At 73.3% G+C, this 27,000-nt stretch carries 25 protein-coding genes; 19 read left to right on the top strand and 6 right to left on the bottom strand.

From position 1 onward, the window contains the following. Positions 1 to 73: 73 nt before the first annotated feature. The 4 genes from ACIGA3_RS19580 to ACIGA3_RS19595 all read left to right on the top strand — a co-directional run bounded on the left by ACIGA3_RS19580 (position 74) and on the right by ACIGA3_RS19595 (position 4,618). Positions 74 to 1,156: a glycine betaine/L-proline ABC transporter ATP-binding protein gene (locus tag ACIGA3_RS19580; RefSeq protein WP_399717051.1), complete on the top strand. Its 1,083-nt coding sequence runs from the start codon at positions 74 to 76 to the stop codon at positions 1,154 to 1,156. Then, a complete protein-coding gene (locus ACIGA3_RS19585; protein ID WP_399717053.1) occupies positions 1,149 to 2,957 on the top strand; it encodes an ABC transporter permease/substrate binding protein in 1,809 nt (602 codons plus the stop codon). The genes ACIGA3_RS19580 and ACIGA3_RS19585 overlap by 8 nt, the downstream gene beginning before the upstream one ends. A gap of 369 nt (positions 2,958 to 3,326) precedes the next feature. Further along, on the top strand, positions 3,327 to 3,899 hold the full coding sequence (locus ACIGA3_RS19590) for a helix-turn-helix domain-containing protein (protein ID WP_391299844.1): 573 nt from the start codon (positions 3,327 to 3,329) through the stop codon (positions 3,897 to 3,899). Beyond that, positions 3,899 to 4,618, top strand: coding sequence for a helical backbone metal receptor (locus ACIGA3_RS19595; protein WP_399717056.1), 720 nt, complete (start codon positions 3,899 to 3,901; stop codon positions 4,616 to 4,618). Before ACIGA3_RS19590 ends, ACIGA3_RS19595 begins: the two co-directional genes overlap by 1 nt. Here the strand turns inward: ACIGA3_RS19595 and ACIGA3_RS19600 are convergent. Beyond that, on the bottom strand, positions 4,530 to 5,651 hold the full coding sequence (locus tag ACIGA3_RS19600) for a TDT family transporter (RefSeq protein WP_399717059.1): 1,122 nt from the start codon (positions 5,649 to 5,651) through the stop codon (positions 4,530 to 4,532). The two genes, ACIGA3_RS19595 and ACIGA3_RS19600, sit on opposite strands and share 89 nt — an antisense overlap. Positions 5,652 to 5,721: 70 nt before the next feature. Here ACIGA3_RS19600 and ACIGA3_RS19605 point away from each other — a divergent pair, with 70 nt between their 5' ends. Next, positions 5,722 to 6,636 (top strand): LysR family transcriptional regulator, encoded by a 915-nt coding sequence (locus ACIGA3_RS19605; RefSeq protein WP_399717060.1) that lies wholly within the window; start codon positions 5,722 to 5,724, stop codon positions 6,634 to 6,636. 77 nt (positions 6,637 to 6,713) lie between these two features. On the opposite strand, the gene ACIGA3_RS19610 is transcribed toward ACIGA3_RS19605, so the two are convergent. After that, on the bottom strand, positions 6,714 to 7,421 hold the full coding sequence (locus ACIGA3_RS19610) for a gamma-glutamyl-gamma-aminobutyrate hydrolase family protein (RefSeq protein WP_399717610.1): 708 nt from the start codon (positions 7,419 to 7,421) through the stop codon (positions 6,714 to 6,716). 43 nt (positions 7,422 to 7,464) lie between these two features. Continuing rightward, positions 7,465 to 8,211, bottom strand: a complete 747-nt coding sequence (locus tag ACIGA3_RS19615) for a FadR/GntR family transcriptional regulator (RefSeq protein ID WP_399717063.1) — start codon at positions 8,209 to 8,211, stop codon at positions 7,465 to 7,467. Positions 8,212 to 8,322: 111 nt separating this feature from the next. Here ACIGA3_RS19615 and ACIGA3_RS19620 point away from each other — a divergent pair, with 111 nt between their 5' ends. From ACIGA3_RS19620 to ACIGA3_RS19635, 4 genes are read left to right on the top strand one after another with little or no spacing between them, the layout of a single operon-like run. After that, positions 8,323 to 9,681 (top strand): glutamine synthetase family protein, encoded by a 1,359-nt coding sequence (locus ACIGA3_RS19620; protein WP_399717065.1) that lies wholly within the window; start codon positions 8,323 to 8,325, stop codon positions 9,679 to 9,681. A gap of 58 nt (positions 9,682 to 9,739) precedes the next feature. Further along, positions 9,740 to 11,110, top strand: coding sequence for an aldehyde dehydrogenase family protein (locus ACIGA3_RS19625; RefSeq protein WP_399717068.1), 1,371 nt, complete (start codon positions 9,740 to 9,742; stop codon positions 11,108 to 11,110). Beyond that, the gene (locus tag ACIGA3_RS19630) at positions 11,111 to 11,899 is read left to right on the top strand and encodes a 3-oxoacyl-ACP reductase (RefSeq protein WP_399717071.1); all 789 of its coding nucleotides are present in this window, start codon (positions 11,111 to 11,113) and stop codon (positions 11,897 to 11,899) included. It begins immediately after the preceding gene. 51 nt (positions 11,900 to 11,950) lie between these two features. Next, positions 11,951 to 13,192 carry a haloacid dehalogenase-like hydrolase gene (locus tag ACIGA3_RS19635; protein WP_399717074.1) on the top strand — a complete coding sequence of 414 codons (1,242 nt, stop codon included), beginning with the start codon at positions 11,951 to 11,953 and terminating at the stop codon, positions 13,190 to 13,192. A 7-nt stretch (positions 13,193 to 13,199) separates the two neighbouring features. Here the strand turns inward: ACIGA3_RS19635 and ACIGA3_RS19640 are convergent, their stop codons facing one another. Next, on the bottom strand, positions 13,200 to 14,402 hold the full coding sequence (locus ACIGA3_RS19640; RefSeq protein WP_399717077.1) for an amino acid deaminase/aldolase: 1,203 nt from the start codon (positions 14,400 to 14,402) through the stop codon (positions 13,200 to 13,202). Between the two features lie 273 nt (positions 14,403 to 14,675). Here ACIGA3_RS19640 and ACIGA3_RS19645 point away from each other — a divergent pair, with 273 nt between their 5' ends. Together ACIGA3_RS19645 and mycP are read left to right on the top strand one after the other, a co-directional pair. Then, the gene (locus ACIGA3_RS19645) at positions 14,676 to 15,884 is read left to right on the top strand and encodes a hypothetical protein (protein WP_399717080.1); all 1,209 of its coding nucleotides are present in this window, start codon (positions 14,676 to 14,678) and stop codon (positions 15,882 to 15,884) included. Beyond that, positions 15,881 to 17,050 carry a type VII secretion-associated serine protease mycosin gene (gene mycP, locus ACIGA3_RS19650; protein WP_399717081.1) on the top strand — a complete coding sequence of 390 codons (1,170 nt, stop codon included), beginning with the start codon at positions 15,881 to 15,883 and terminating at the stop codon, positions 17,048 to 17,050. The genes ACIGA3_RS19645 and mycP overlap by 4 nt, the downstream gene beginning before the upstream one ends. Here the strand turns inward: mycP and ACIGA3_RS19655 are convergent, their stop codons facing one another. After that, positions 17,051 to 17,740, bottom strand: coding sequence for a serine hydrolase (locus tag ACIGA3_RS19655; protein WP_399717084.1), 690 nt, complete (start codon positions 17,738 to 17,740; stop codon positions 17,051 to 17,053). Positions 17,741 to 17,791: 51 nt separating this feature from the next. Here ACIGA3_RS19655 and ACIGA3_RS19660 point away from each other — a divergent pair, with 51 nt between their 5' ends. Beyond that, positions 17,792 to 18,523, top strand: a complete 732-nt coding sequence (locus ACIGA3_RS19660) for an SseB family protein (protein ID WP_399717086.1) — start codon at positions 17,792 to 17,794, stop codon at positions 18,521 to 18,523. Between the two features lie 15 nt (positions 18,524 to 18,538). On the opposite strand, the gene ACIGA3_RS19665 is transcribed toward ACIGA3_RS19660, so the two are convergent. Continuing rightward, positions 18,539 to 18,895 carry a DUF1844 domain-containing protein gene (locus ACIGA3_RS19665; RefSeq protein ID WP_399717088.1) on the bottom strand — a complete coding sequence of 119 codons (357 nt, stop codon included), beginning with the start codon at positions 18,893 to 18,895 and terminating at the stop codon, positions 18,539 to 18,541. Positions 18,896 to 19,279: 384 nt separating this feature from the next. Here ACIGA3_RS19665 and infC point away from each other — a divergent pair, with 384 nt between their 5' ends. From infC to pheT, 7 genes are all read left to right on the top strand, one after another. Further along, entirely contained in the window at positions 19,280 to 19,990 is a 711-nt protein-coding gene (gene infC / locus ACIGA3_RS19670) for a translation initiation factor IF-3 (protein ID WP_399717613.1), read from the top strand. Between the two features lie 108 nt (positions 19,991 to 20,098). Beyond that, positions 20,099 to 20,293 carry a 50S ribosomal protein L35 gene (rpmI, locus tag ACIGA3_RS19675; RefSeq protein ID WP_006374321.1) on the top strand — a complete coding sequence of 65 codons (195 nt, stop codon included), beginning with the start codon at positions 20,099 to 20,101 and terminating at the stop codon, positions 20,291 to 20,293. Between the two features lie 109 nt (positions 20,294 to 20,402). Then, the gene (gene rplT, locus ACIGA3_RS19680) at positions 20,403 to 20,786 is read left to right on the top strand and encodes a 50S ribosomal protein L20 (RefSeq protein WP_103845028.1); all 384 of its coding nucleotides are present in this window, start codon (positions 20,403 to 20,405) and stop codon (positions 20,784 to 20,786) included. A gap of 182 nt (positions 20,787 to 20,968) precedes the next feature. After that, positions 20,969 to 21,829, top strand: coding sequence for a TrmH family RNA methyltransferase (locus ACIGA3_RS19685; RefSeq protein WP_399717091.1), 861 nt, complete (start codon positions 20,969 to 20,971; stop codon positions 21,827 to 21,829). Between the two features lie 51 nt (positions 21,830 to 21,880). Then, the gene (locus tag ACIGA3_RS19690) at positions 21,881 to 23,008 is read left to right on the top strand and encodes an ATP-binding protein (protein WP_399717094.1); all 1,128 of its coding nucleotides are present in this window, start codon (positions 21,881 to 21,883) and stop codon (positions 23,006 to 23,008) included. A gap of 136 nt (positions 23,009 to 23,144) precedes the next feature. Continuing rightward, the gene (gene pheS / locus ACIGA3_RS19695) at positions 23,145 to 24,266 is read left to right on the top strand and encodes a phenylalanine--tRNA ligase subunit alpha (protein WP_399717097.1); all 1,122 of its coding nucleotides are present in this window, start codon (positions 23,145 to 23,147) and stop codon (positions 24,264 to 24,266) included. Next, positions 24,266 to 26,779, top strand: coding sequence for a phenylalanine--tRNA ligase subunit beta (gene pheT, locus ACIGA3_RS19700; RefSeq protein WP_399717099.1), 2,514 nt, complete (start codon positions 24,266 to 24,268; stop codon positions 26,777 to 26,779). Before pheS ends, pheT begins: the two co-directional genes overlap by 1 nt. The last annotated feature ends 221 nt before the right edge of the window (positions 26,780 to 27,000 follow it).

A 27,000-nucleotide genomic window follows, 5' to 3' on the forward strand; every position in this document is an offset into this window, starting at 1 on the left:
AACGAGGCAATTGCTTTTCCAGCGACAACGATCCCTCGTCTCCTGCTCCTTGCCGCCTAGCCGAGGGACATGCATGACCGCGAGAATCGAAGCGGAACATCTTTACAAGGTGTTCGGCAGACGACCGGACCAGGCCGTGGAACGGCTCGAACAAGGCGCCGACCGCGACGAGCTGCGCGGGGAGGGCAGCACCGCCGCCGTCATCGACGCGTCCTTCGCCGTCGCGCCCGGTGAGATCTTTGTTGTCATGGGCCTGTCCGGCTCGGGCAAGTCCACCCTGCTGCGCACGCTGAACGGCCTGCTGGCCCCCACCGCGGGCCGGGTCCGGTTCGACGGACAGGACCTCACCGCCCTCGGGGACCGCGAGCTGCGCGAGGTCCGCGCCCACAAGATCAGCATGGTGTTCCAGCACTTCGCGCTCTTCCCGCACCGCAGCGTCCGTGACAACGCCGCCTACGGCCTGGCCGTGCAGGGCGTGCCCCGCGCCGAGCGCGAACGCCGCGCCGACGAGGCGCTCGCCCTGTGCGGTCTGGCCGGCTGGGAGGACTCCTGGCCCGACGAACTCTCCGGCGGCATGCAGCAGCGCGTCGGCCTCGCCCGCGCGCTCGCCACCGACGCCGACCTGCTGCTGATGGACGAGTCCTTCAGCGCGCTGGACCCGCTGATCCGCCGCGACATGCAGGACCAGCTCCTCGAACTGCAGAAGACGCTGCGCAAGACCATCGTCTTCATCACCCACGACCTCAACGAGGCCATGCGCCTGGGCGACCGCATCGCCGTCATGCGCGACGGCCGCATCGTCCAGACCGGCACCGCCGAGGACATCCTGCTGCGCCCCGCCGACGACTACGTCGCCTCCTTCATCCAGGACGTCGACCGCTCCCGCGTGCTCACCGCGGCCGCCGTCATGGACACCGACGTGACGGGCGACGAGGCCGACTGCGCCTGCGAGACCGCCGCGCCCGGCACGCCGTTCACCGAACTGTGCGCGCTCAGTGCCCGGCTCAGCCACCCGGTCGCCGTCCTCGACGCCGACCGCACCCTCGTCGGTGTCGTCCCCGAGAGCCGTCTCGTCGGCTTCCTCGGTGACGAGCAGGGAGACCCGATCGCCTGCGACCACGGCGGCGACGAGAGGAAGGTGACCGCCCGTGCCTAGGCTTCCGCTCGGTGACTGGGTCGACTCCGGGGTCGACTGGCTGGTCGGCCACCTCTCCTGGCTCTTCGACGCCATCCGCGCCGTCCTGGAGGGCATGTACGACGGCATCGACGCCGTCCTCACCGCCCCCCAGCCCCTGCTGCTCGCCGGCATCCTCGCCGTCCTCGCCTGGTGGCTGCGCGGACTGCTCGCCGGTGTCCTCGCCTTCGCCGGATTCGCCCTCGTGGACTCCCTCGACCTGTGGGAACGGGCCATGTCCACGCTCTCACTGGTGTTGGTCGCCACCATCATCGCGCTGGTCATCTCGATCCCGCTCGGCATCTGGGCGGCCCGCTCCCGCGCGGTGAGCGCCACGCTGCGCCCGGCGCTGGACCTGCTCCAGACCATGCCGTCGATGGTGCTGCTGATCCCGGCCATGCTCTTCTTCGGGCTCGGCACGGCCGCCGGTGTCGTCGCCACCCTGATCTTCGCGCTCGCCCCCGGCGTCCGCATGACCGAGCTGGGCATCCGTCAGGTCGACGCCGAACTGGTCGAGGCCGCCGAGGCGTTCGGCACCACACCCCGCGACACCCTGTGGCGGGTGCAGCTGCCGCTCGCCCTGCCGACCATCATGGCGGGCGTCAACCAGGTCATCATGCTCGGCCTGTCCATGGTCGTCATCGCGGGCATGGTCGGCACCGGCGGCCTCGGCGGCGCGGTCAACGAGGCCATCGGCCAGCTCGACATCGGCTACGGCTTCGAGGCGGGCGTCGGCATCGTCGTCCTCGCCATCTACCTCGACCGGGTGACCGGCGCGCTCGGCACCCACCTCTCCCCGCTCGGCCGCCGCGCCGCCGCCAAGGCCCGGCCCAGCGCCTGGTCCTACCGGCCGCGCCCGGCCGTCGCCGTCGTCGCGGTGGTCGTGCTCGCGCTGGTAGCGGGCGGACTCGGCGTCTTCGGCCCCGGCGCCACCACGTCCACGGCCTCCGGCACGGACATCGGCAAGGGCAAGGAGATCCGGCTCGGGTACATCCCCTGGGACGAGGGCATCGCCTCCACCTTCCTCTGGAAGGAGCTGCTGGAGCGGCGCGGCTTCAAGGTCACCGTCACCCAGTACGCGGCCGGCCCCCTCTACACCGGCCTCGCCACCGGCCGCCTCGACTTCGAGACCGACTCCTGGCTGCCCACCACGCACGCCGAGTACTGGAAGAAGTACGGCGACCGGATGGAGGACCTGGGCAACTGGTACGGCTCCACCTCCCTGGAGCTGTCCGTCCCGTCCTACGTGAAGGACGTCAACTCCCTGGCCGACCTGAAGGACCACGCCGCCGAGTTCGACGGCCGGATCATCGGCATCGAGCCCAGCGCGGGCATGATGGGCCTGCTCAAGGACAAGGTCGTCCCCGAGTACGGGCTCAAGGGCAAGTACGAGGTGATCGACGGTTCCACCCCGGCCATGCTGACCGAGCTGAAGCGCGCCTACGCCAAGAAGCAGCCCGTGGTCGTCACCCTGTGGTCCCCGCACTGGGCCTACAGCGACTACAAGCTGAAGAAGCTCAAGGACCCGGCGGGCGCCTGGGGCAAGGGCGACACCGTGCACACCCTCGCCCGCAAGGGGTTCGCCGCCGACAACCCCGAGATCGCCAAGTGGCTGAAGGACTTCTCCATGACGGAGGAGCAGCTCACCGGGCTGGAGGCCCGCATCCAGAAGGCCGGCAAGGGCAAGGAGCAGGACGCCGTCCGCACCTGGCTCAAGGAGCACCCGAAGCTGTCCGACACCTGGGCGCCGGCCGGGAAGGCCGAGAAGGAAGCGGCCGGGTGACCTGAAGGGGCGGACGCGGCGCCCGCGTCCGCCCCCGGGCGCCGATTTCACCACCGTAGAGATCCGGCCAACCACGGAGCGCCACGGACCCCGCCCGGCGGGAACACCTGGGGCCGCTCGGGCCTTGAAGCAGGTGAACGCCGCGGAAGTCCGAGGCAGGACGGAGGACGGCGGGCCCGAGGGGGCGCGCCCGGCGGACCGCGGCACTGGCGCGAACCGTGGGGTACCGGCCCGGCGGCGGCGCGGGATGTGAGAGGCGCGTGAAACGGTTTGCCGAACGTGCGTAGGGTGCAGACAACCTAAGGACAGGGACGCCCGGCACGGGGCGTCCGGGCAGCCGCGCCACGCGTGAAGGAGGGAGCCGCAGCGATGGGCGACCACAAAGAGCGACAGCCCGTGCGGGTCGGCGCGGCCGTCCGGCGGCGCCGCCGGACGCTCGAACTCACCCTCGCGGTCGTGGCCGAGCGCAGCGGCCTCTCGGTGCCCTTCCTCAGCCAGGTGGAGAACGACCGGGCCCGCCCGAGCCGCACCTCCCTGGAGAAGCTCGCCGACGCGCTGCGCACCACGGCGGTGGAACTGCTCGCCGCCGCCGACCCCGCGTGCAGCGTGGACGTCGTACGCGGTGAGCCGGTCGCCGACGGCGACTTCACCGCCCGCACGCGCGCCCTGGTGCGCGGCCACCACCAGCTGCACGCCTCGGAGTTCACCGGCGACCACGACGCGGGCCGCGAGTTCCAGCACCGCAACGACGAGCTCATGTACGTCGCGGACGGCGCCGTCGAGATCGAGGCCGAGGGCCGTGCCTACCGCCTCGGCCGGGGCGACACCCTGTATCTGACCGGAGGTGTCCGCCACCGCTGGCGGGCCACCGTGCCGGACACCCGCGTGATCGTGGTGGCCGTCGCCGAACACATCGAGGCGGTCCAGGACCGGTCCCGCTAGTGCGGATCGTCTCCCTGGTGCCGTCTCTGACCGAGGCGGTCGCCGTCACGCTGCCCGGTGTGCTCGTCGGGGCCACCGACTGGTGCGAGCGCCCGGCGGGCCTCGATGTCGTCCGGATCGGCGGCACCAAGAACCCGGACACCGCGCGGATCGCCGCCCTCGCCCCCGACCTGGTGATCGCCAACGAGGAGGAGAACCGCGCCCCCGACCTCGACGCCCTGCGCGCGGCGGGTATCCCGGTGCTGGTCACCGAGGTGCGGACGGTGCCGCAGGCGTTCCCCGAGCTGGAGCGGGTGCTGTCGGCGTGCGGCGCCGTATCCCGCCCCGGCTGGCTGGACGGCGCCGAGGCCGCCTGGGCCGCGCTGCCGGAGCCGGAACGGCCGGTCAGCGCCGTCGTACCGATCTGGCGCCGCCCCTGGATGGTGCTCGGCCGGGACACCTTCGCGGGCGACGTCCTGGCCCGCCTCGGCGTACGCCACCTGTACGCCGGACACCCCGAGCGCTACCCCCGCGTCCCCCTGGACGAGCTGACCGCGGCGGCTCCCGAGCTGGTCGTGCTGCCCGACGAGCCGTACCGCTTCACCGCCGACGACGGCCCCGAGGCGTACCCCGGCCTGCCCTGCGCCCTCGTCAGCGGACGGCACCTGACCTGGTACGGACCCTCGCTGCTCGAAGCTCCGCGCGTGCTGGCCGGGGCGCTGGCAGCAGGGCGCCGCTGAGCAGGCCGCGCGCGGTACCGGTGGCCGCCGCGGCCCACGCGATGAGGAGCAGGGTGTACAGCCCGGCCGCCAGCCCCGAATAGACGACCAGGCCCGTGTGCCGGGCCAGCGAGGCCGCGCCGGTGACACAGGTGCCCACCGGGAAGGTGAACGCCCACCAGGTCAGCGCGAACCGCATGCCCCGCCGCCGCGCCCGCACCACCTGCGCGGCGGCGAACGCCAGCCACAGCAGCGCGAACCCCATGACCGGCACCCCGTACAGCACGGCGAACACCGCGAGACCCCGGTCGTACGGCGCCGGAACCACCCCCGGAGCCAGGTCCGCGATCGCGCCGGTGGCGGTGGTGGACTGGCCCAGCGGGCCGAGGACCAGGAACAGCGCCGGGGTCAGCGCGAGCGGCAGCGGGCCGTGGCACAGCAGCCGGGCGAGGAGCAGCGGCAGCATCAGCAGCGTGGCCAGCAGGCTCAGCCCGAACAGCGCCAGACAGCCCAGCAGCAGGGTCTCGCGGGGCTGGCCCGGCGGCAGATACGGCACCAGGGCGGGGCCCAGCGCGGCCGACACCATCGGTGCGACCAGCGGCAGCAGCCACACCGGGGTGGCGTCGGCGAGGCCGGTCCGGTGCCGGGTCACCATCAGGTACGGCACCGCAACGGCCGCCGCCAGGCCCAGCGCCGTACCGGCGGTGAACAGGACGGCGTCCAGGACGACGGCCGCTTGGGTGCCGATCCAGTACCGGCCGGCCGAGAGCGCGCCGCCGCCGACCGCGAGGAGGGCCATGGCGGCGCAGCCGTAGAAGGGGGCCGTCGCCGGGTCGAGGAGGTGGGCGTGGGCCTGGTCGCGGTGGTGGGTCCAGTGCAGGGCGCGGGCCGCGAGCAGGGCGAGCAGCAGGAGCAGGGAGAGGGTCCACAGGGCGGCGCAGAGCCAGCGGACGTGGGAGGGGAGGGCGGCGCCCGCCGAGCCGACGATCGCCGTTCCCATGACGGCGGCGTACCAGTTCGGGCCGAGGTGGCGGAGGCGGGCTGCGGTGACCATGCCATCAGCTTCCTGGCACGGGTCCGCGCTGACCAGGGAGTTCGTTTCTATGGGGGCATAAGGTGGTCTTATGAGCGAAGAGCAGGCGAGGAGCGGTTCGCTGGCGCACCGGGTGCCCGATCTGGGCGGACTTGAGCTGCTGCTGGCCGTGGCCCGGCTGGGCAGCCTCGGGGCGGCCGCGCGCGAGCTGGGCATCACCCAGCCCGCCGCCAGCAGCCGGCTGCGCTCCATGGAACGGCAGCTCGGCGTCGCCCTGGTCGACCGCTCGCCGCGCGGCTCCCGGCTCACCGACGCGGGCGCCCTGGTCACCGACTGGGCGCGGCAGGTCGTGGCGGCGGCCGAGACGTTCGACGCGGGCGCACAGGCACTCCGCGCCACCCGGGACTCCCGGCTGCGGGTCGCGGCCAGCATGACCATCGCCGAGTATCTGCTCCCCGGCTGGCTGCTCGCGCTGCGCGCCGGGCGGCCGGACACGGCGGTGTCCCTGCTCGCCGGCAACTCGGCGAAGGTCGCCGAACTCCTCCTGGCGGGCGAGGCCGACCTCGGTTTCGTGGAGGGCCTCACGGTCCCCACCGGCCTGGACTCGGCCGTCATCGCCCACGACCGCCTCACGGTCGTCACGGCCCCCGCCCACCCCTGGGCACGCCGCCCCCGGCCGCTGAAGACGGCGGAACTGGCCGCCACCCCGCTCATCCTCCGCGAACGCGGCTCCGGCACCCGCCAGGTCCTCGACGCGGCCCTCGGTGCCCCGGCCCGCCCCCTGATCGAACTCTCCTCCACCACGGCCGTGAAGGCGGCCGTCATCGGCGGCGCGGGCCCCGCCGTCCTCAGCGAACTGGCGGTGGGCGAGGAACTGGCGACCCGGCGCCTGGTCGGCATCCCGGTGGAGGGCGTCTCCCTGCGCCGGGACCTGCGCGCCGTCTGGCCCACGGGACACCGGCCGACGGGCCCGGCCAGGGAACTGCTGTCCCTGACCCGGGAGTAGGGGGTGTCTCGTCGATCAGGCCGGATCAGGGTGCGGTGCCAGGCGTCGCGAGCCCGGCGTGATCGACGAGACACCCCCTAGGAGCCGCCTTTGCTCGCGGCGGCGATCAGCGCGCGCATCACCCGTTCGTCCGTGCCCATCTCGGGGTGCCACTGCACGCCCAGCACCCAGCCCCCGGCGCCCCCGGCCGACGGGAGTTCGACGGCCTCGATCGTGCCGTCGGCGGCGTGGGCCGAGGGGACCAGGCCGGGGGCGAGGCGGTCCACCGCCTGGTGGTGGTAGGTCGGGACGCTGGTGCCGTCCGGCTGGATGGCCGCGTACAGGGTGCCCGGCACCGGGTGCACCGGATGCGCGCCGAAGACGCCGACCGCCTCCGCGTGGCCGTCGAGGTGCTGGACGAGGGTGCCGCCCAGGGCGACGTTGAGCAGCTGCATCCCCCGGCAGATGCCGAGCAGGGGGACATGCGCGGCCAACGCGGCCTCGATCAGGGCGAGTTCCCAGGCGTCCCGTTCCGGGGCGGGCGGGCCGCAGCGGGGCGTGCGTTCGGCGCCGTAGCGGGCGGGGTCGACATCGGGGCCGCCCGCGATGACCACGCCGTCCAGGCGGGCCACCACCTCCGGGGCCAACGACGGGTCGTCCGGCGGCAGCAGGGCGGGGAGGCCGCCGGCCCGGCTCACCAGGCGGGGGTAGGCGGCGGGGAGGAGCGCGGCCTCCAGTTCCCAGACGCCCCAGCGGGTGCCCGCCTCCAGATACGTACTCACGCCGATCAGCGGCCGTCCGCCCATGTGCCCTCCAAAGGTGCTCACGCATACCTTTGCAGAGCCGGGGTCAGGCCAGGAAGCCCCGCAGGAGTGCCGCCGTGCCCGCGCAGTGCTCGCGCGCGATCTCCCGCGCCGCCTCCGCGTCCCCGTCGAGCACCGCCTCCACCAGCGCGCTGTGCTGCCGCTGGGAGTGCTCCAGGTTCCGTACCAGCAGCGGGATGCAGTCCAGCAGGTCGTTGACGCCCGCCCGGACCGCCGCGTACTGGGCGGCCAGCGACGGCGAGCCGCACAGCTCGGCCAGGGTCAGATGCAGCAGGGTGTCCCGGCGCCGGTAGTCCGCGAGCGGCGCGTCCCGCGTGTGGTCCAGCGCCCGCCGCAGCCGTCCGGCACCCTCCTCGGACAGCCCGTGCGCCGCGCACAGCCCGGCCGCGCCCACCTCCAGCACCTCGCGGAAGCGCAGCACGTCCTCGATGTCGACCCCGGCCGTCCGGCGCCGCAGCTCGTCCTCGCCGACGCCGTCCGCGCGGCGCAGCACGAACGTGCCGCCGTACCGCCCGCGCCGCGACTCCACCAGGCCCTGGTCGTGCAGCACCCGCAGCACCTCGCGCAGCGTCACCCGGCTGATGCCCAGCCGCTCCGCCAGCTCCCGCTCGGCGGGCAGCCGTTCACCGTCCGGTACGAGGCCCAGCCGGACCACCTGGAGGATCTGCTCCAGCGCCTCCTCGAAGCCGTTGCCCGCCCGTACCGGCCGCAGCACCGCCCCGAGCCGGTCACTCCTCTCTCTCGCCTCCCGCGCACCCGTCCTCCCCGCCATCCGGTCGCGCCCCCTTCCCAAGCAATGGTTCCCCGCCATACCTTATGGCTCCCGGCCGTACCTTATGGCTCCGGCCGCACCGCGCGCAGCATGCCCAAGGAGGCCCTTCCCGTGGCAGACCGCACACCCCCGCTGAGCGTCGAGGAGCTGCGGGCCCTTGTCGCCGGCGGTGACATCGACACCGTCGTGCTGGCCTTCACCGACATGCAGGGGCGGCTCCAGGGCAAGCGGTTCGCCGCCCGCTTCTTCCTCGACGAGGTACTCGACCACGGCACCGAGGGCTGCAACTACCTCCTCGCGGTCGACACCGAGATGAACACCGTCGACGGCTACGAGATGTCCTCCTGGGACCGGGGATACGGCGACTTCGCCATGCGCCCCGACCCGGCCACCCTGCGCCGACTGCCCTGGCACCCCGGCACCGCCCTGCTCATGGCCGACCTCGCCTGGGAGGACGGGACGCCGGTCACCGCGGCCCCGCGCCAGATCCTGCGCCGCCAGCTGGACCGGCTCGCCGCGCTGGGATACACCGCCCAGGCCGGCACCGAGCTGGAGTTCATCGTCTTCAAGGACAGCTACGAGCACGCCTGGGACACCGGCTACCGGGGGCTGACCCCGGCCAACCAGTACAACATCGACTACTCCATCCTCGGCACCGGCCGCGTCGAGCCCCTGCTGCGCCGGCTGCGCAACGAGATGGCGGGCGCGGGCCTCACCGTCGAGTCCGCCAAGGGGGAGTGCAACCCCGGCCAGCACGAGATCGCGTTCCGGTACACCGAGGCCCTGCGCACCTGCGACCAGCACGCGGTGTACAAGACCGGGGCCAAGGAGATCGCCGCCCAGGAGGGAATGGCGCTCACCTTCATGGCGAAGTTCAACGAGCGGGAGGGCAACTCCTGTCACATCCACCTCTCGCTCGCCGACGAGGACGGCCGCAACGCGATGGCCGAGGGCGACGGCATGTCCGAGGTGATGCGGCACTTCCTGGCCGGACAGCTCGCCGCCCTGCGCGACTTCTCGCTGCTGTACGCGCCCAACATCAACTCCTACAAGCGGTTCCAGCCCGGCTCCTTCGCGCCCACCGCCGTCGCCTGGGGCCACGACAACCGCACCTGTGCCCTGCGGGTCGTCGGCCACGGCCGCTCGCTGCGCTTCGAGAACCGGCTCCCCGGCGGTGACGTCAACCCGTACCTCGCCGTCGCCGGACTCGTCGCCGCCGGGCTGTACGGCGTCGAGCAGCGGCTCGAACTGCCCGAACCCTGCGAGGGCAACGCCTACACGGCCGACTACGAGCACGTGCCCACGACCCTGCGCGAGGCCGCCCAGCTCTGGGAGACCAGCCCGCTGGCCAAGGCCGCCTTCGGCGAGGACGTCGTCGCCCACTACGCCAACATGGCCCGCGTCGAACTGGCCGCCTTCGACGCCGCCGTCACCGACTGGGAGCTGCGCCGCTCCTTCGAACGCCTGTGAACGGCACGCCCACTGCGAACACCCGTGAATGCTGTGAACACCCGGGAAAGGTGACACCTTGACGGACCCGCACGAACTCCAGGTGATCAACCCGGCCACCGAGGAGACCATCGCCACCGTCCCCGCCGCGAGCGCGGCCGACGTGGACGCCGCCGTCGCCCGCGCCACCCGTGCCCAGGCAGCCTGGGCCGCGCTCGCCCCCGCCGACCGCGCCCGGCTGCTGCGCCGCTTCGCCGACACCGTCGACGCCCACATCGAGGAACTGGCCCTGCTGGAGGTCCGCGAGGCGGGCCACACCCTCGGCAACGCCCGCTGGGAGGCCGGCAACGCCCGCGACCTGCTCCTCTACGCGGCCGGCGGCGCCGAACGCCTCCTCGGCAGCCAGATCCCGGTGCCCGGCGGCTGGAACGTCACCTTCCACGAACCCCTCGGCGTGGTGGGCGTCATCGCCCCCTGGAACTTCCCCATGCCCATCGCCGCCTGGGGCTCCTTCCCGGCCCTCGCCGCGGGCAACGCGGTCGTCCTCAAGCCCGCCGAGACCACCCCGCTCACCGCGCTCCGCCTCGCCGGACTCGCCCTGGAGGCGGGCCTGCCCGAGCACCTCTTCCAGGTGCTGCCGGGGTACGGCCACACCGCCGGACGCGCCCTGGTGGACCACCCGGACATCGGCAAGATCGTGTTCACCGGCTCCACCCGCACCGGACACGAGGTCATGGAGCGCTGCGCCCGGCAGCTCAAGCCGGTCACCCTCGAACTCGGCGGCAAGAGCCCCAGCATCGTCTTCGCCGACGCCGACCTGGGAGCCGCCCTCGACCCGTTCTCCTTCCTCGACAACGCCGGCCAGGACTGCTGCGCCCGCACCCGCGTCCTGGTCCAGCGCGAGGTCCACGACGAGGCCCGCGCCTTCCTCGCCGACGCCCTCGCCGCCGTGGTCGTGGGCGACCCGGCCGACGAGAAGACGCAGATGGGCCCGCTGATCTCCCGTACCCAGCTGGACCGCGTCCGCTCCTACGTCCCCGACGGCGCCCCCGCCCTGCGCGGCACCGCCCCGGACGGGCCCGGTCACTGGTTCCCGCCGACCGTGCTCACCGACGCGGCCCCCGACAGCCCGGCCGCCCGCGAGGAGATCTTCGGACCCGTGGCCGTCCTGCTGCCCTTCGACGACGAGCGGGACGCGATCCGGCTCGCCAACGACACCCCGTACGGCCTCTCCGGCTCCATCTGGACCCGGGACCTCGGCCGCGCCCTGCGCGTCTCCGGGGCCGTCCGCGCGGGCAACCTGTCCGTCAACTCCCACTCCAGCGTCCGCTACTGGACCCCGTTCGGCGGCTTCAAGCAGTCCGGACTGGGCCGCGAACTCGGCCCGGACGCCCTGACCGCCTTCACCGAGACCAAGAACGTCTTCCTCAGCACGGAGGGGCCCGCTTAAGTGACCGAGACCGAAGCTCCCGTCTGCCGCCGCCTGGTCGGCCGTACCGCCGTCGTCACCGGAGCCGGCAGCGGCATCGGGCTGGCCACCGTCCGCCGGCTGGCCGCCGAGGGCGCCCGCGTGGTCTGCGCCGACATCGACGAGACCAGCGGCAAGGCCGCCGCCGAGGAGGTGGGCGGTCTGTTCGTGAAGACCGACGTCACCGACCCCGAGCAGGTCGAGGCGCTGTTCAGGGCCGCCCACGACACCTACGGCAGCGTCGACATCGCCTTCAACAACGCCGGCATCTCCCCGCCCGACGACGACTCCATCCTGGACACCGGCCTGGAGGCGTGGAAGCGGGTGCAGGAGGTCAACCTGACCTCCGTCTACCTGTGCTGCAAGGCCGCCATCCCCTACATGCGGCGCCAGGGCCGGGGCTCCATCATCAACACCGCCTCCTTCGTGGCCCGGATGGGCGCGGCCACCTCCCAGATCTCGTACACCGCCTCCAAGGGCGGGGTGCTCGCCATGTCCCGGGAACTCGGGGTGCAGTTCGCCCGCGAGGGCATCCGGGTCAACGCCCTGTGCCCCGGCCCGGTCGACACCCCGCTGCTCCAGGAGCTGTTCGCCACCGACCCCGAGCGGGCCGCGCGCCGCCTGGTGCACATCCCGCTGGGCCGGTTCGCGCGGGCCGACGAGATCGCCGCCGCCGTCGCCTTCCTCGCCAGCGACGACGCCTCCTTCGTCAACGCCACCGACTTCCTGGTCGACGGCGGCATCTCCGGCGCGTACGTCACGCCCCTGTAGTCGGCGCGTACGTCACTCCCCTCCAGCCGAAAGGTGTACGGTCCCCGTCCCATGCGACAGCTACTCGCCTGGTCCCTGACCGCGGCCGCCGCCCTCGCGGCCGCCCCCGCCCTCACCCCCACCGCGGCGGCCGCCGAATCCAACTGCCCCAAGCTGAGCACCAGTTGGTACGGCCACAACCGTGCCCAGCTGCAACAGGTCATCGACGCCCGCGGCACCTGTTCCGGACACCGCGGCGCGGTCGCCGCGTTCGACTGGGACAACACCGTCACCAAGAACGACGTCACCGACGCCACCCTCTCCTGGGCCCTGCGCCACGACGCCCTGCCCCGCCCCGCCCGCTGGAAGGACTCCAGCGCCTGGCTCACCGACGCCGGGGACCGGGCGCTCACCGCCGCCTGCGGCACCGGCGCGGGCGGCTCCCTGCGCACCTCGGACCGGCCCCGCTGCACGGACGAGATCGTGGAGATCCGGGAGAAGGGCACCACGATGAGCGGCGCCGCCGCCTTCGCCGGGACCTGGAACCACCGGCGTACCGTCCCGCAGTACGCCTGGGTGCCCCAGCTCTTCGCGGGCCGCACCCCGGCCCAGCTCTCCTCCTACGCGGCCGCCGCCCGCACCGAGGCGCTCGCCGCCCCCATCGGCGCCACCCGCACCCTGGGCACCCACACCGTCCCCGCCTACGTCCGCTACTACGACCAGCAGCGCGACCTCATCCGCACCCTGCAGCGGGCCGGGTTCCGGGTGTACATCGTCTCGGCCGGCTCCGAACCGGTCACCGAGGTCTGGTCGCGCGGGGTCGGCATCGACGCCGCGCACACCATCGCCATCCGCTCCGTCCTCGACCACCGGGGCCGCATCACCACCCGTAACGAGGGCTGTGGCGGCGTCGGGGTGAACAAGGGCGACGTGATCCCCTACATCGACGGCAAGCGGTGCTGGATCAACCAGGACATCTACGGAATCCACGGCCCCGCCGCCTGGCAGAAGCAGCCCTGGAAGAAGCGGATCGCCGTCGGCGGCGGCGACGCGGACACCGACGTCACCTTCGTCTCCGACGCCACCGGCGCCCACCTGGTGCTCAACCGCAACAAGGCCGAGCTGATGTGCCGGGCCTACGACGACACGGACGGCCGCTGGGTGATCAACCCGATGTTCATCGAGCCGCTGCCCCGCAAGAGCGAGCCGTACCCCTGCTCCACCACCGCCTACAACGCCCCCGACGGCGGCCACACCCCGCTGCGCCGCCCGGACGGCTCGGTGGTGCCGGACCAGGCGGACACCGTGTACTGAGGGGCCGTCACAGGAACGTGTGCCCCTCACCCCGGTAGGTGGGCACGGTCGCCGTGACCGTGTCCCCCTCCACCAGGTGCAGCACCTCGAACCGCTCGCACAGCTCGCCCGCCTTCGCGTGCCGGAACCACACCTTGTCGCCGATCAGCAGATCATCGGCGGGCGAGCCGAGCAACGGGGTCTGCACCTCGCCCGCCCCCTCCTGCGGGTCGTAGCGCAGCCCCTCCGGCAGATACGGCACCGGCAGCCGGTCCGGGCCGGGAGCACCCGACGCCGGGTAGCCGCCGCCCAGCACCGTCACCGCGCCCACACCCGGGCGCCGGACCACGGGCAGCGCGAACAGGGCGGCCGGACGGCCCGTGAACGACGTGTAGTTGTCGAAGAGCCGGGGCACGTACAGCCCCGAACCCGCCGCGATCTCCGTCACCGCCTCCTCGGCCGCCGTGTGCTGCACACTGCCCGTGCCGCCGCCGTTCACGAACTCCAGCTCCGGCGCCACCGCCCGCACCGCCCGCACGGCCGCCCCGCGCCGCTCGGCCAGCTCCCGCCGGGCCGCCGCCTGCATCAGCCGGATCGCGCGCGAACGCACCGGCCGTCCGGCCAACGCATCCCCCACTCCGGCCACATGACCCTCGTACCCCATCAGGCCCACCAGCTTGAAGCCCGGCCGCCGCGCCACCGACCGTGCCAGGTCGGCCAGTTGGGCGGGGGAGTGCAGCGGGGAACGGCGGGCGCCCACCCGGACCCGGCCGCCCAGCAGACGCAGCGAGGTGTCCAACTCCAGGCAGACCCGCACCACTTCACGCCCGCCCGCGCGGGAGGCGTCGATCAGGTCCAGCTGGGCCACGTCGTCCACCATCACCGTGACCGTGGCGGCCAGCTTGGGATCGGCGGCCAGCTCGGCGTACCCCGCCCGGTCGGCGGACGGGTAGGCCAGCAGCACGTCCTCGAAGCCGGAACGCGCCAGCCACAGCGACTCGGCCAGCGTGAACGACATGATCCCCGCGAAGCCCTCCCGCGCCAGCACCCGCTCCAGCAGGGCGCGGCAGCGCACGGACTTGGAGGCGACCCGGATCGGCTTGCCGTTCGCCCGGCGCACCAGATCGGCCGCGTTGGCGTCGAAGGCGGCCAGATCCACGAGGGCGAGCGGGGCGTCGTAGGCGGCGGTGGCCCGGTCGTACCGGGCCCGGTCGGCGGCACGCGCAGTCATGACGGCAGCCTGCCAGACGCGATAACCACGGGGTAGGGGGATGTTCCGGGCAGATGCCCCGGCAGCGCGGACCGGGTCCGTCCCGCCGGCCCGGAACCCGTAAAGTGACGCGCACGTACGGCGGAAAACACCCGGCCGCAGCGCTGAACCGGGATGCCGGTCCAGCCGTACGGGTATGCGTGCCCGGACGGAACTCGTCCGACGGGCCGCGGCCGCCGCCCAGGACGGCCCGCGTACGAGCAGTCGGCCCGGTCGCCAGGAAACGGGGGGTGCATGAGCACGGAAGCGCGCCGCGCCCCGTTCCCGCCGCGCCCCACCGAGGACCCCGCACCCGCGGCGAAAGCCGAACCGGACACACCACCGGTCGAGGACGAGCCCTCGGTGTTCGCCCCGCGCCGCTCCCTCGAACGGCCCCGCGAGACCCGGCTGCCGGTCCCCGAGGCCCGGCTCACCACACCCCCGCCGCCCCCGCCGGCCTCCGCCCGCTTCCCCGACACCCCGCCGCTGCCGACGCGCGCCCCGGCCGAGTCGCCCACGGAGACCACGACCCGGCTGCGGCCCGTCCCGGCGGCCCCCGAACCGGGCGCCCAGCCGCCCGCGCCCGCCTGGAGCCCGGCCGCCGCCCCCGCGCCCGACCCCGCCCTCTCCTGGAACGCCCCCTGGCCGGTCGGCGCGTTCGGGCAGCCCGAGCCGTACGAGGAACTCGTGCGCGGGCCCGGCCCGGTGGCCCGGCTGCGCAGCCGTACCGGCGTCGCCGCCATCTGCGTCGTCCTCGGGCTCGGCCTCATCGGCGGTGCGCTGGCCGGGAGTTGGCTCACCGGGGAGGACGGTGAGCGCAGCGCCGACAGCGGGTTCGCCGCCGCCGGGGCGCTCTGGCACAACGTGCCCGTCGACCAGCTCTTCCCGCCCACCGTCAAGGGCACCGGCGCCGGACCCGGCGGAGCCGACCGCAGCTGGACCCGGATCGCCGTGGCCCCCGACACCGGCTGCGCCGGCGCCTTCGACCCGCTGCTGCTGCGCGCCCTCGCCCCCGTCGGCTGCGCCCGCCTGCTGCGCGCCACCTACACCGACGCCACCCAGACCCATGTCACCACCGTCGGCCTGCTGTTCACCAAGGCCGACCCCGCCGCCATGGCAGGGCTCGCCGCCCGCTTCCACAACGAACACCTGGACCGCCGCACCGACCTGCTGCCCCTGCCGTACGCCGCCAAGGGCACCCCCGCCGCCGGGTTCGGCGCGAGACAGCGCGCCAGCTGGACGGTCAGCGTCCTCACCGACGCCCCCATCGTCGCCTTCGCCGTCTCCGGCTGGGCCGACGGCCGCACCGTCGACACCCCGCAGCCCGCCCCGGACGCCGTACGCTCCGGCGCCACCTCCGCGCCCGCGCAGGCCGGACTCGGCAACGAGGCCCAGGGGCTCGCCGACCGCATCCAGCGTCGGCTGCGCCAGACCGTCAGCCCGGCCACGGAGAAGCCCTCATGAGGCGTCGCACCCGCACCGCGTCGAGCCTGCTGCTCGCCACCGGTCTCGCCCTGCTCCCCGCCTCCGCCGCGCGCGCCGACTCCATCCGCGCCCAGCAGTGGGGGCTGTCCGCGCTCCACCTCGACGAGGCATGGCGCACCACCCAGGGGCAGGGCGTCACCGTCGCCGTACTGGACACCGGCGTGGAGGACGGCCACCCCGACCTCGCGGGCAACGTCCTGCCGGGCAAGGACATGGTCGGTTTCGGCGCCGGTCCGGGCGACCGCGCCTGGGCCCGGCACGGCACCGCCATGGCAGGCATCATCGCCGGTCACGGACACGGACCCGGCGACGGCTCCGGGGTCATGGGCGTCGCGCCCAAGGCGAAGATCCTCCCCGTCCGGGTCATCCTGGAGGACAAGGACCCCGCCCGCGCCAAGGCCCGCGTCACCCGTGGCAACGCCCTCGCGGACGGCGTCCGCTGGGCCGCCGACCACGGCGCCGACGTCATCAACCTCTCCCTCGGCGACGACTCCGACTCCGCGCACCCCGAGGCCGGCGAGGACGAGGCCGTGCAGTACGCCCTCGGCAAGGGCGTCGTGGTGGTCGCCTCGGCGGGCAACGGCGGCGACAAGGGCGACCACGTCTCCTACCCGGCCGCCTACCCCGGCGTCATCGCCGTCACCGCGGTCGACCGCTACGGCACCCGCGCCTCCTTCTCCACCCGCCGCTGGTACGCCGCCGTCAGCGCGCCCGGTGTGGACGTCGTCATCGCCGACCCCGATCACCGCTACTACGAGGGCTGGGGCACCTCGGCCGCCTCCGCCTTCGTCTCCGGCGCGGCCGCCCTGCTCAAGGCGGACCGTCCGGAACTGACCCCGCCCCAGATCAAGAAGGTGCTGGAGGACACCGCGCGGGACGCTCCCTCCGGCGGCCGCGACGACTCCCGGGGCTTCGGCATGATCGACCCGGCCGCCGCCCTCAAGACCGCCGCCCGCCTCGAACCCGAGAACCCGCGCCCGGCGGCTTACGGCAAGAAGTACTTCGGCCCCGGCCCCGACAGCCCCGACTCCGCCGCCGGCGCCACCGGCTGGGCGGCCTGGCTGGCGGGCGGCACCGGTACCGCCCTGCTGATCGCGGCCGTCACCGTGATCTGGCGCAACCGCAGGCCCGGCGCGACCGGCTGATCACGCCGGGGCGGCGAACGCCCGCACCGCCGCCCGGGCCGCCGATTCCACCAGCGCGACACCCTCCACGCGGCTCGCCGTGCCCTCGGTGAGGACCGCCAGCAGCCGGTCGCCGTCGGCCCCGGACACCCGGCCGACGCTGTGCACGACCCAGCGGCCGGTCGCGTCGCGGGGGAACCAGCCGTTCTTCAGCGCGCAGGGCCCCACCGCCGAGATGCCCCACCGCTGCTCCGGCACCACCGAGCCCATCAGGGCGGCCAGGTACGCGCGCGAGGTCGCGTTCAGCACGGGAGAGGGCCCGAACACGTGCTGGAGCAGAGTCAGTTGGTCCCTGGCCGTGGTGCGGGTCAGGCCCCAGTAGCCGTTCTCACCGCCCACCGTCGCGGTGAGGCCGAGGCGATGGTGCGCCGCGTCCAGACCGGCGGCGCCGCCGATCCCGTGCCACAGGGCGGTCGCGGAGTCGTTGTCGCTGTGCCCGATCATCCGCGCGGCCCGCTCCCGCTCCACCGCTGTCAGCGTCCGGCCCGCGTCCTGGGCACGGAGCAGCAGCGCGGCCAGGATGCCGACCTTGACGACGCTCGCCGTGTCGTGGACGCCGTCGCCGTGCACCGCGCTCCGCCCGGAGCCCGGATCGAGCACCCCCACCGACAGCCGGGCGCCCTCGGGCACCTCCACGCTCAGCGCTTCCACCGGTGCCTCCCGTCGGCGCGGCCCCTTACCGGCCCCGATAAGGTCGGGACCGTGGCGAACAAGAACATTCCCGACTCCGGCTTCTCCGACGACGACGGCTCCGCCGACCCCCGGCTGAGCGCCGCCCTCGCGGCCTGGGCCGGGGACCGCAAGGCGCTCGGTCCCGTGCTGGAGGCCCTCAAGGGCGCGCGGCTGCTCGTCCCCGTCGTCGCCGTCCTCGGAGAGGTGGAGGTGGACGAGAACGGGCTGCGCCGGGAGAAGACCAGCGACATGGCCGTTCCCACGCTGAAGGCCGCCGGGCGCACCGCGCTGCCCGCCTTCACCTCCTCCGAGTCGCTGGCCCGCTGGGACCCCGCCGCCCGGCCGGTCGCCGTACCGCTCCACCAGGCGCTCCAGGCCGCCGCCCACGAGAAGGCCGACACGGTCGTGCTGGACCTCGCCGGGCCCGTGCCGTTCGAGCTGAGCGGCGCGGCGCTGCTCGCGCTGGCCGAGGGCCGCACCAGCGTCGACCCGCTCACCGACCCGGCCGTCGTGGCCGCCGTCCGCGCGGCCGTCGCCGCCGAGCCCGCCGTGCGCTCCGCCCACCTCGGCCCCGGTGCGGCAGACGGCACCCTCGCGCTCGTCCTCGACCCCGCCGCACCGCCCGCGCCCGCCGCCCGCGCCGTCGCCGAGCGGCTGGCCGCCGACGAGACACTGAGGGCCCGCCTGGTGCGCGGCCTCGACCTGGCACTCCTGCCGGCCGGGACCACCCCTCCGGGCGAGCCCTTGTACGTACGCGACTGAGGGAGCCGCCGGGGACTAGCCGTAGACCGCCCCCGTGTACTTCTCACCGGGGCCCTGGCCCGGCTCGTCCGGGACGAGGGACGCCTCGCGGAAGGCGAGCTGGAGCGACTTCAGGCCGTCGCGCAGCGGGGCCGCGTGGAAGGAGCTGATCTCGGTCGTGCTCGCGTCCATCAGCCCGGCGAGGGCGCTGATCAGCTTGCGGGCCTCGTCCAGGTCCTTGTACTTCTCGCCCTCCTCGCTCAGCCCGAGCTTCACTGCGGCGGCGCTCATCAGGTTGACGGCGACCGTCACGATCACCTCGACGGCGGGGACCTCGGCGATGTCGCGGGTCATGGCGTCGAAGTCGGGCGTCTCAGGGGAGGTCTCACTCATACCCCACACGATAGGCGCCGGTCTCCGGCCGGGCGCCCGGCGGCCCCGGTTAGCCCTTCCTCCCCGGAGCTGCTAACCTTGTGTGACGACCGGCCGGACGAGCACGCCTCTGGCGAGCACTCCGGCCCACAAGTGGAGGCTTCGAGCTCCCACCCGACCACCCTCACGGGCGGCGGGTCACCGGTCAGACGGATTTCGTCGCCCACGCGGCGGACACCGTCCGATAGCGCCCCGCGGCCATCGCGGCGGTGTTCCGGTAGTTCGAGGAGCCCCGCATGTGATCGTCCGGGGCATTTTTTGTGCTTCGGCGCGGTTAGGTCTTACTGATACAGACGTTACGCGGCTGTCCGCCAGACCGTCGCGTGGTGCTACCGAGGAGGATCCATCAGCGCCGAGCCCCGCATCAACGACCGGATTCGCGTTCCCGAGGTGCGACTTGTCGGCCCCAGTGGCGAGCAGGTGGGCATCGTCCCCCTGGCCAAGGCACTGGAGCTTGCGCAGGAGTACGACCTGGACCTGGTCGAGGTGGCGGCGACCGCCCGTCCGCCCGTGTGCAAGCTCATGGACTACGGGAAGTTCAAGTACGAGTCGGCCATGAAGGCCCGTGAGGCGCGCAAGAACCAGGCGCACACGGTCATCAAGGAGATGAAGCTCCGGCCGAAGATCGACCCGCACGACTACGACACCAAGAAGGGTCACGTCGTCCGGTTCCTCAAGCAGGGCGACAAGGTCAAGATCACGATCATGTTCCGTGGCCGTGAGCAGTCCCGCCCCGAGCTGGGCTACCGACTGCTTCAGCGCCTCGCGGAGGACGTCCAGGACCTCGGTTTCGTCGAATCGAACCCGAAGCAGGACGGCCGAAACATGATCATGGTCCTCGGTCCGCACAAGAAGAAGACCGAGGCGATGGCCGAGGCCCGCCAGGCGCAGGAGGCCCGCAAGGCCGACGCGAAGGCCAACCCCGGCCGCTCGCAGAACGCCGCGGACAGCGACAGCGCCGAGGACTTCGAGGCCGAGGGTGTCGAGGCCGAGGGCGTCGAGGCCGCAGAGGTCGAGAAGACCGAGGCCCCTGCCGAGGCTTCCGCCGAGGCGTGATCCCAGGGACGCGAGTCCCGGGGAACCAACCGATAAGAGAGCGACGCTCCACCGTGCCCGGTTTCACGACCGGGCACCGGAGCGCCACCGACGAGGAGATACGGCGCTATGCCGAAGAACAAGTCGCACAGCGGTGCCAGCAAGCGCTTCAAGATCACCGGCTCCGGCAAGGTGCTCCGCGAGCGCGCCGGCAAGCGCCACCTGCTCGAGCACAAGTCGTCCCGCGTGACGCGCCGCCTCACCGGCACCGCCGAGATGGCTCCGGGCGACGCCGCGAAGATCAAGAAGCTTCTCGGCAAGTGACGTGAGCGGCGCTCGCACCGAGCGTCGTACGTCTTCACCGGGACCCAATCGTTTCCGGGTCGTGTGAGTCTGAGTCCACTCCACGGCCCCGCTACAAGGAGTTAAACAAGTGGCACGCGTCAAGCGGGCAGTCAACGCCCACAAGAAGCGCCGGGCGATCCTCGAGCAGGCCTCCGGCTACCGTGGTCAGCGCTCGCGCCTGTACCGCAAGGCCAAGGAGCAGGTCACCCACTCCCTGGTCTACAACTACAACGACCGCAAGAAGCGCAAGGGCGACTTCCGTCAGCTGTGGATCCAGCGCATCAACGCCGCTGCCCGCGCCAACGGCATCACCTACAACCGCTTCATCCAGGGTCTGAAGGCCGCGAACATCGAGGTCGACCGCAAGATCCTGGCCGAGCTGGCCGTCAACGACGCCGGTGCGTTCGCCGCGCTCGTCGAGGTCGCCCAGAAGGCGCTCCCCGCGGACGTCAACGCGCCGAAGGCCGCGTGACGCTGCGCTGGCCTTGAGCCGGTTGAATGCAGGACCCGCAGGCTATTGAGCTTGCGGGTCCTGCTGTTGGGGGGCCTGGTGTGTCGTCGGGTGCGGCGCCTTCGTGGCTTGTCGCGCAGTTCCCCGCGCCCCTGAAAACCCCCCGCTTGACGTTGGGATCTCTGTCGAAGGTGATTAGGACTATGGGCTCCGCCAACCCTGAGTTGATCTCTCCCCGTTCCGCGCGTGTGAGTGCCGCGCGGCGGCTGGGGAGGCGGAACTTCCGGGGGAAGGAGCGGCTGTTCCTCGCGGAGGGGCCGCAGGCCGTGCGGGAGGCCACCGGGCACCGGGCCGGGGGAGAGCCGACGCTGGTGGAGCTGTTCGCCACCGTCGAGGCCGCGGAGCGGTACGCCGACATCATCGGGGAGGCCCGTGCCGCGGGCGCCCGTGTGCACCTCGCCGACGAGGACGTCATCGCCGACATCTCCACCACCGTCACCCCGCAGGGTGTCGTCGGGGTCTGCCGGTTCCTCGACACCCCGTTCGAGGACATCCTCGCCGCCCGCCCCAAGCTCGTCGCCGTCCTCGCGCACGTCCGCGACCCCGGCAACGCGGGCACCGTGCTGCGCTGCGCCGACGCCGCCGGTGCCGACGCGGTGATCCTCACCGACGCCTCCGTCGACCTGTACAACCCCAAGGCCGTACGCGCCTCCGTGGGCTCCCTGTTCCATCTGCCCGTCGCCATGGGCGTGCCCGTCGAGCAGGCCGTCCGGGGGCTGAAGGACGCCGGGGTGCGCATCCTCGCCGCCGACGGCGCCGGGGACCGCGACCTCGACGCGGAGCTGGACAAGGGCGCCATGGGCGACCCCACCGCCTGGGTGTTCGGCAACGAAGCCTGGGGGCTGCCGGAGGAGACCCGTGCCCTGGCCGACGCCGTCGTCAGCGTCCCCATCCACGGCAAGGCCGAGAGCCTGAACCTGGCGACCGCCGCCGCCGTATGTCTGTACGCGTCGGCCCGCGCCCAGCGCGCCCCCGGAGGCTGCCGTTCCGTCACCCCGACCTAGTAGGGTGACCCACTCGGGGGCCCTGCGCAGGCTGAGAGGTGGGGTACGGGGATGAGTGTGGTCGGCACGAGCACGGCGCCGGACGGGCAGGACGTGCGCGCGTCCCCGCAGGGGGACCCCGCCGACGCGATCGACCCCGACCAGCTCCCCGACGGCCTCGTCGTCGCCGACGAGCACGGGCGGGTCGTACGGTTCAACGCCGCCGCCGCCCGGATCACCGCCGTCCGCCCGGCCGACGCTCTCGGCCGGCCGCTGGAGAAGGCGCTGCCGCTGGAGGACCTCGAAGGGCGCCGTTGGTGGCAGCTCACCGATCCCTACGGCGGCCTCGCCATCCGGGTGCGGCAGCCCGAGCGGAACCTGCTGCTGCCCGGCGGCCGGGAGGTCCTGGTCGCCGCCCGCTACGTACGCGACGAGCCGCTCGGCCCGCTGCACCGCCTCGTCGTCACCCTCCGGGACACCGAGGCCCGGCGCCGCACCGAGCGCAGCCACGCCGAGCTGATCGCCACCGTGGCGCACGAGCTGCGCTCCCCGCTCACCTCCGTCAAGGGCTTCACCGCCACCCTGCTGGCCAAGTGGGAGCGGTTCACCGACGAGCAGAAACGGCTGATGCTGGAGACCGTCGACGCCGACGCCGACCGGGTCACCCGGCTGATCGCCGAGCTCCTCGACATCTCCCGCATCGACAGCGGCCGCCTGGAGGTGCGCCGCCAGCCCGTCGACACCGCCGCCGCCGTCGGCCGCCACATCCAGGCCCATGTCGCCGCCGGCCAGCCCGCCGGCCGCTTCCTGCTCCGCGTCGAGCACCCGCTGCCCGCCCTGTGGGCCGACCCCGACAAGGTCGACCAGGTGCTCAGCAACCTGCTGGAAAACGCGGTGCGCCATGGCGCCGGAACTGTCACGATCGACGTCACGCCCGCCCCGTCCCCGCGCGAGGGCGAGGAGACAGGCACGTCGGTCACCGTGAGCGACGAGGGGCCCGGCATCCCGGAGGAGTCCATGAACCGCGTCTTCACCCGCTTCTGGCGGGGCAGCAAGCGCGGCGGCACCGGCCTCGGGCTCTACATCGTCAAGGGCATCGTCGAGGCCCACGGCGGCACCATCACGGTCGGCCGCGCCCCCGGCGGCGGCGCGCAGTTCCGGTTTACGTTGCCCGTGAGCGCCCCGGCCTACCTGGCCTGAGCCGCCCGCGGGCCATTCGCCCAGCCCGTCCCCGTTAGACTCGGCCCCTGGCACCTTTGTGTCCGCACGCGGCCCGCCGGGACCCCTTCGGGCGGTGACGGGACCACCAGCCACCCAATCGGAAGCACGGGAAGAGATGTCGGCACCGAATAAGTCGTACGACCCTGTCGAGGTCGAGGCGTTGAAACCGGAAGAGATCGAGCGGATGCGGGACGAGGCGCTCGCCGCCTTCGGTGCCGCGGAATCCCTCGACGCGCTCCACGAGGCCAAGGTCGCCCACACCGGCCCGGCCTCCCCGCTGTCCCTCGCCAACCGCGAGATCGGCGCCCTGCCCCCGCACGCCAAGGCCGACGCCGGCAAGCGCGTCGGCATGGCCCGCGGCGCGGTCAACAAGGCGCTGGCCGCCCGCCAGGTGGAGCTGGAGGCCGAGCGGGACGCCCGCGTGCTGGTCGAGGAGGACGTCGACGTCACCCTGCCGTACGACCGCGTCCCCGCCGGTGCCCGGCACCCGCTGACCACGCTCTCCGAGCGCATCGAGGACGTCTTCGTCGCCATGGGCTACGAGGTCGCCGAGGGCCCCGAGGTGGAGGCCGAGTGGTTCAACTTCGACGCCCTCAACATCGGCCCCGACCACCCCGCGCGCGGTGAGGCCGACACCTTCTTCGTCCGCGGTGAGAAGGGCGGCACCGAGTCCGGTGTCGTCCTGCGCACCCACACCTCGCCGGTGCAGATCCGCTCCCTGCTGGAGCGCGGGGCGCCGGTCTACGTGATCTGCCCCGGCCGCGTGTACCGCACCGACGAGCTGGACGCCACGCACACCCCCGTGTTCCACCAGGTCGAGCTGCTCGCCGTCGACGAGGGCCTGACCATGGCCGACCTCAAGGGCACCCTGGACCACATGGTCCAGTCGCTGTTCGGTCCCGGCATGAAGACCCGGCTGCGGCCGAACTTCTTCCCGTTCACCGAGCCGTCCGCCGAGATGGACATGCTCTGCTACGTCTGCAAGGGCGAGTCCGTCGGCAATCCCGACCGCCCCTGCCGTACCTGCTCCAGCGAGGGCTGGATCGAGCTGGGCGGCTGCGGCATGGTCAACCCCAAGGTGCTGACCGCCTGCGGCGTCGACCCGGAGAAGTACAGCGGATTCGCCTTCGGGTTCGGCATCGAGCGGATGCTGATGTTCCGCCACAACGTCGAAGACATGCGAGACATGGTCGAGGGTGACGTCCGGTTCACCCGGCCGTTCGGGATGGAGATCTGATGCGGGTCCCGCTTTCCTGGCTGCGGGAGTACGTCGACCTGCCGGCGACCGAAACCGGCCGTGACGTCCAGGCCAAGCTCATTTCGGCCGGGCTGGAGGTCGAGACCGTCGAGCAGCTCGGCGCCGACCTCAAGGGCCCGCTCGTCGTCGGCCAGGTGCTGACCATCGAGGAGCTGGAGGGCTTCAAGAAGCCCATCCGCTTCTGCACCGTCGACGTCGGCCAGGCCAATGGCACCGGCGAGCCGCAGGAGATCGTCTGCGGCGCCCGGAACTTCGCCGTCGGCGACAAGGTCGTCGTGGTCCTGCCCGGCGCCACCCTGCCGGGCGGCTTCTCGATCGCCGCGCGCAAGACGTACGGCAAGACCTCGCACGGCATGATCTGCTCCACCGACGAGCTGGGCATGGGCGACGACGGCACCCACGGCATCATCGTGCTGCCGCCGGAGACCGAGACCGGCAAGGACGCCATCGAGCTGCTGGAGCTGGTCGACGAGGTCCTGGACATCGCCGTCACCGCCAACCGCGGCGACTGCCTGTCCATCCGCGGTGTCGCCCGCGAGACGGCCATCGCCTACGGCCTGCCGCTGCGCGACCCGGCCCTGATCGACGTACCCGCGCCGAACGCCTACGGCTACCCGGTGAAGGTCTCCGACCCGATGGGCTGCGACCGCTTCACCGCCCGCACCGTCACCGGGCTGAGCCCCGAGGCGCGGTCCCCGATCTGGCTGCGCCGCCGGCTCCAGAAGGTCGGCATGCGCCCGGTCTCCCTCGCCGTGGACATCACCAACTACGTGATGATGGAGCTGGGCCAGCCCCTGCACGCCTACGACCGCACCTCGGTCCAGGGCGCCATCGGGGTCCGCCGTGCCGAGGAGGGCGAGAAGCTCGTCACCCTCGACGGGGCCGAGCGCACGCTGCACGCCGAGGACCTCGTCATCACCGACGAGCGCGGCCCCATCGGCCTGGCCGGTGTCATGGGCGGCGCCGACACGGAGATCGCCGACCACGACGACACCGAGCGGTCCACCTCCGACGTCGTCGTGGAGGCCGCCCACTTCAACGCCGTCTCCGTCGCGCGGACGGCCCGCCGTCACAAGCTGTCCTCGGAGGCGTCCCGCCGCTTCGAGCGGGGTGTCGACCCCGAGGCCGCCGCCGCTGCCGCGCAGCGCACCGTGGACCTGCTGGTCCTGCTCGCGGGCGGCACCGCCGAGGCCGGCGTCACGGAGATCATCGCGCCGTTCGCGCCGCGCACGATCACCATCCCCGCCGACCACCCGGACAAGGTCGCGGGCGTCACCTACGGCCGCGAGATCGTCGTCCGCCGCCTCCAGGAGATCGGCTGCGACGTGTACGGGCAGGACGAGCTGATCGTCACCGTCCCGTCCTGGCGGCCCGACCTCACCGAGGCCAACGACCTGGCCGAAGAGGTCATCCGCCTGGAGGGCTACGAGAACCTGCCCTCCACGCTGCCCAAGCCCACCTCCGGCCGTGGCCTGACCCACCGTCAGCGGCTGCACCGCCGGATCGGCCGGGCCCTGGCGGGAGCGGGCTACGTAGAGGCGCCGAACTACCCGTTCGTCGCCGAGCAGGTCTTCGACCAGCTCGGTCTGGACGCCGGTGACCCGGCCCGCCGCGTGGTCAAGCTGTCCAACCCGCTCAGCGACGAGGAGCCCGCGCTCCGCACCACGCTGCTGCCCGGCCTGCTGGGCGCCCTGCGCCGCAACGACGGCCGGGGCTCGCACGACCTGGCGCTCTTCGAGACCGGCCTGGTCTTCCACCCGCGCGAGGCCGGCTCGGTCGCCGGGCACCTGCCCGTCGACCGCCGTCCCACCGACGAGGAGATCGCCCGCCTGGACGCCGTGCTGCCCGAGCAGCCGCGCCATGTGGCCGTCGTCCTCGCCGGTGCCCGCGAGCAGTCCGGCTGGTGGGGCAAGGGCCGCCCGGCCGACTGGGCCGACGCGATCGAGGCCGCCCGGACCGTCGCCCACGAGGCGGGCGCCGAGCTGATCGTGCGCAAGGCCCAGTACGGTCCGTGGCACCCCGGCCGCTGCGCCGAACTGGCGGTCGTCGAGGACGGCGCCGAGCGCGTCGTCGGCCACGCGGGCGAACTCCACCCGCGCGTGCTCAAGGCCCTCGGCCTGCCGGAGCGCAGCTGCGCGATGGAACTGGACCTGGACGCCCTGGAGCGGGTCGGCGACGACACCCCGCAGGCGCCCGGAATCTCCACCTTCCCGGTCGCCACGCAGGACGTCGCCCTGGTCGTCGACAAGCCGGTGCCCGCCGCCGACGTCGAGGCCGCGCTGCGCGAGGGCGCGGGCGAACTGCTGGAGTCCATCCGGCTGTTCGACGTGTACGAGAACCCGGAGCAGCTCGGCGAGGGCCGCAAGTCCCTCGCGTACGCGCTGCGCTTCCGGGCCGGCGACCGCACGCTGACCGTGGACGAGGCGTCCGCCGCGCGCGACGCCGCCATCGCCCTGGCGAACGAGCGCACGGGCGCGGAGCTGCGCGGCTGACCCCCGCTGTAAACCCGAAGGCACCGGCCGGTCACGGACTCGATCCGTGACCGGCCGGCGCCGTTCCCGGCGCCCACCGGGCCGGCTGCCCGGCTGCCGCCGCGCGAACGCGGGCCGGTGGCCTTACGGCCGTACCGGCGACGCGGTACCGGTTCCGCGCGGCGGCGAAGTGCGGGGCTCCGCCCGACACCCGGGGGCGCTCGGCCGGACCGCCGCCTTGT

Origin of the sequence: Streptomyces sp. NPDC085596, assembly GCF_044541565.1 — a bacterium.
Lineage (GTDB): Bacteria > Actinomycetota > Actinomycetes > Streptomycetales > Streptomycetaceae > Streptomyces.

What these genes read in the sequence shown, in the direction of transcription:
- ACIGA3_RS19580 (WP_399717051.1), top strand. Translation starts at nt 74, where the DNA reads ATGACCGCGAGAATCGAAGCGGAACATCTTTACAAGGTGTTCGGCAGA.
- ACIGA3_RS19590 (WP_391299844.1), top strand. Translation starts at nt 3,327, where the DNA reads ATGGGCGACCACAAAGAGCGACAGCCCGTGCGGGTCGGCGCGGCCGTC.
- ACIGA3_RS19600 (WP_399717059.1), bottom strand. Translation starts at nt 5,651, where the DNA reads ATGGTCACCGCAGCCCGCCTCCGCCACCTCGGCCCGAACTGGTACGCC.
- ACIGA3_RS19605 (WP_399717060.1), top strand. Translation starts at nt 5,722, where the DNA reads ATGAGCGAAGAGCAGGCGAGGAGCGGTTCGCTGGCGCACCGGGTGCCC.
- ACIGA3_RS19610 (WP_399717610.1), bottom strand. Translation starts at nt 7,421, where the DNA reads ATGGGCGGACGGCCGCTGATCGGCGTGAGTACGTATCTGGAGGCGGGC.
- ACIGA3_RS19615 (WP_399717063.1), bottom strand. Translation starts at nt 8,211, where the DNA reads ATGGCGGGGAGGACGGGTGCGCGGGAGGCGAGAGAGAGGAGTGACCGG.
- ACIGA3_RS19635 (WP_399717074.1), top strand. Translation starts at nt 11,951, where the DNA reads ATGCGACAGCTACTCGCCTGGTCCCTGACCGCGGCCGCCGCCCTCGCG.
- ACIGA3_RS19640 (WP_399717077.1), bottom strand. Translation starts at nt 14,402, where the DNA reads ATGACTGCGCGTGCCGCCGACCGGGCCCGGTACGACCGGGCCACCGCC.
- ACIGA3_RS19645 (WP_399717080.1), top strand. Translation starts at nt 14,676, where the DNA reads ATGAGCACGGAAGCGCGCCGCGCCCCGTTCCCGCCGCGCCCCACCGAG.
- mycP (WP_399717081.1), top strand. Translation starts at nt 15,881, where the DNA reads ATGAGGCGTCGCACCCGCACCGCGTCGAGCCTGCTGCTCGCCACCGGT.
- ACIGA3_RS19665 (WP_399717088.1), bottom strand. Translation starts at nt 18,895, where the DNA reads ATGAGTGAGACCTCCCCTGAGACGCCCGACTTCGACGCCATGACCCGC.
- rpmI (WP_006374321.1), top strand. Translation starts at nt 20,099, where the DNA reads ATGCCGAAGAACAAGTCGCACAGCGGTGCCAGCAAGCGCTTCAAGATC.
- ACIGA3_RS19685 (WP_399717091.1), top strand. Translation starts at nt 20,969, where the DNA reads ATGGGCTCCGCCAACCCTGAGTTGATCTCTCCCCGTTCCGCGCGTGTG.
- ACIGA3_RS19690 (WP_399717094.1), top strand. Translation starts at nt 21,881, where the DNA reads ATGAGTGTGGTCGGCACGAGCACGGCGCCGGACGGGCAGGACGTGCGC.
- pheS (WP_399717097.1), top strand. Translation starts at nt 23,145, where the DNA reads ATGTCGGCACCGAATAAGTCGTACGACCCTGTCGAGGTCGAGGCGTTG.
- pheT (WP_399717099.1), top strand. Translation starts at nt 24,266, where the DNA reads ATGCGGGTCCCGCTTTCCTGGCTGCGGGAGTACGTCGACCTGCCGGCG.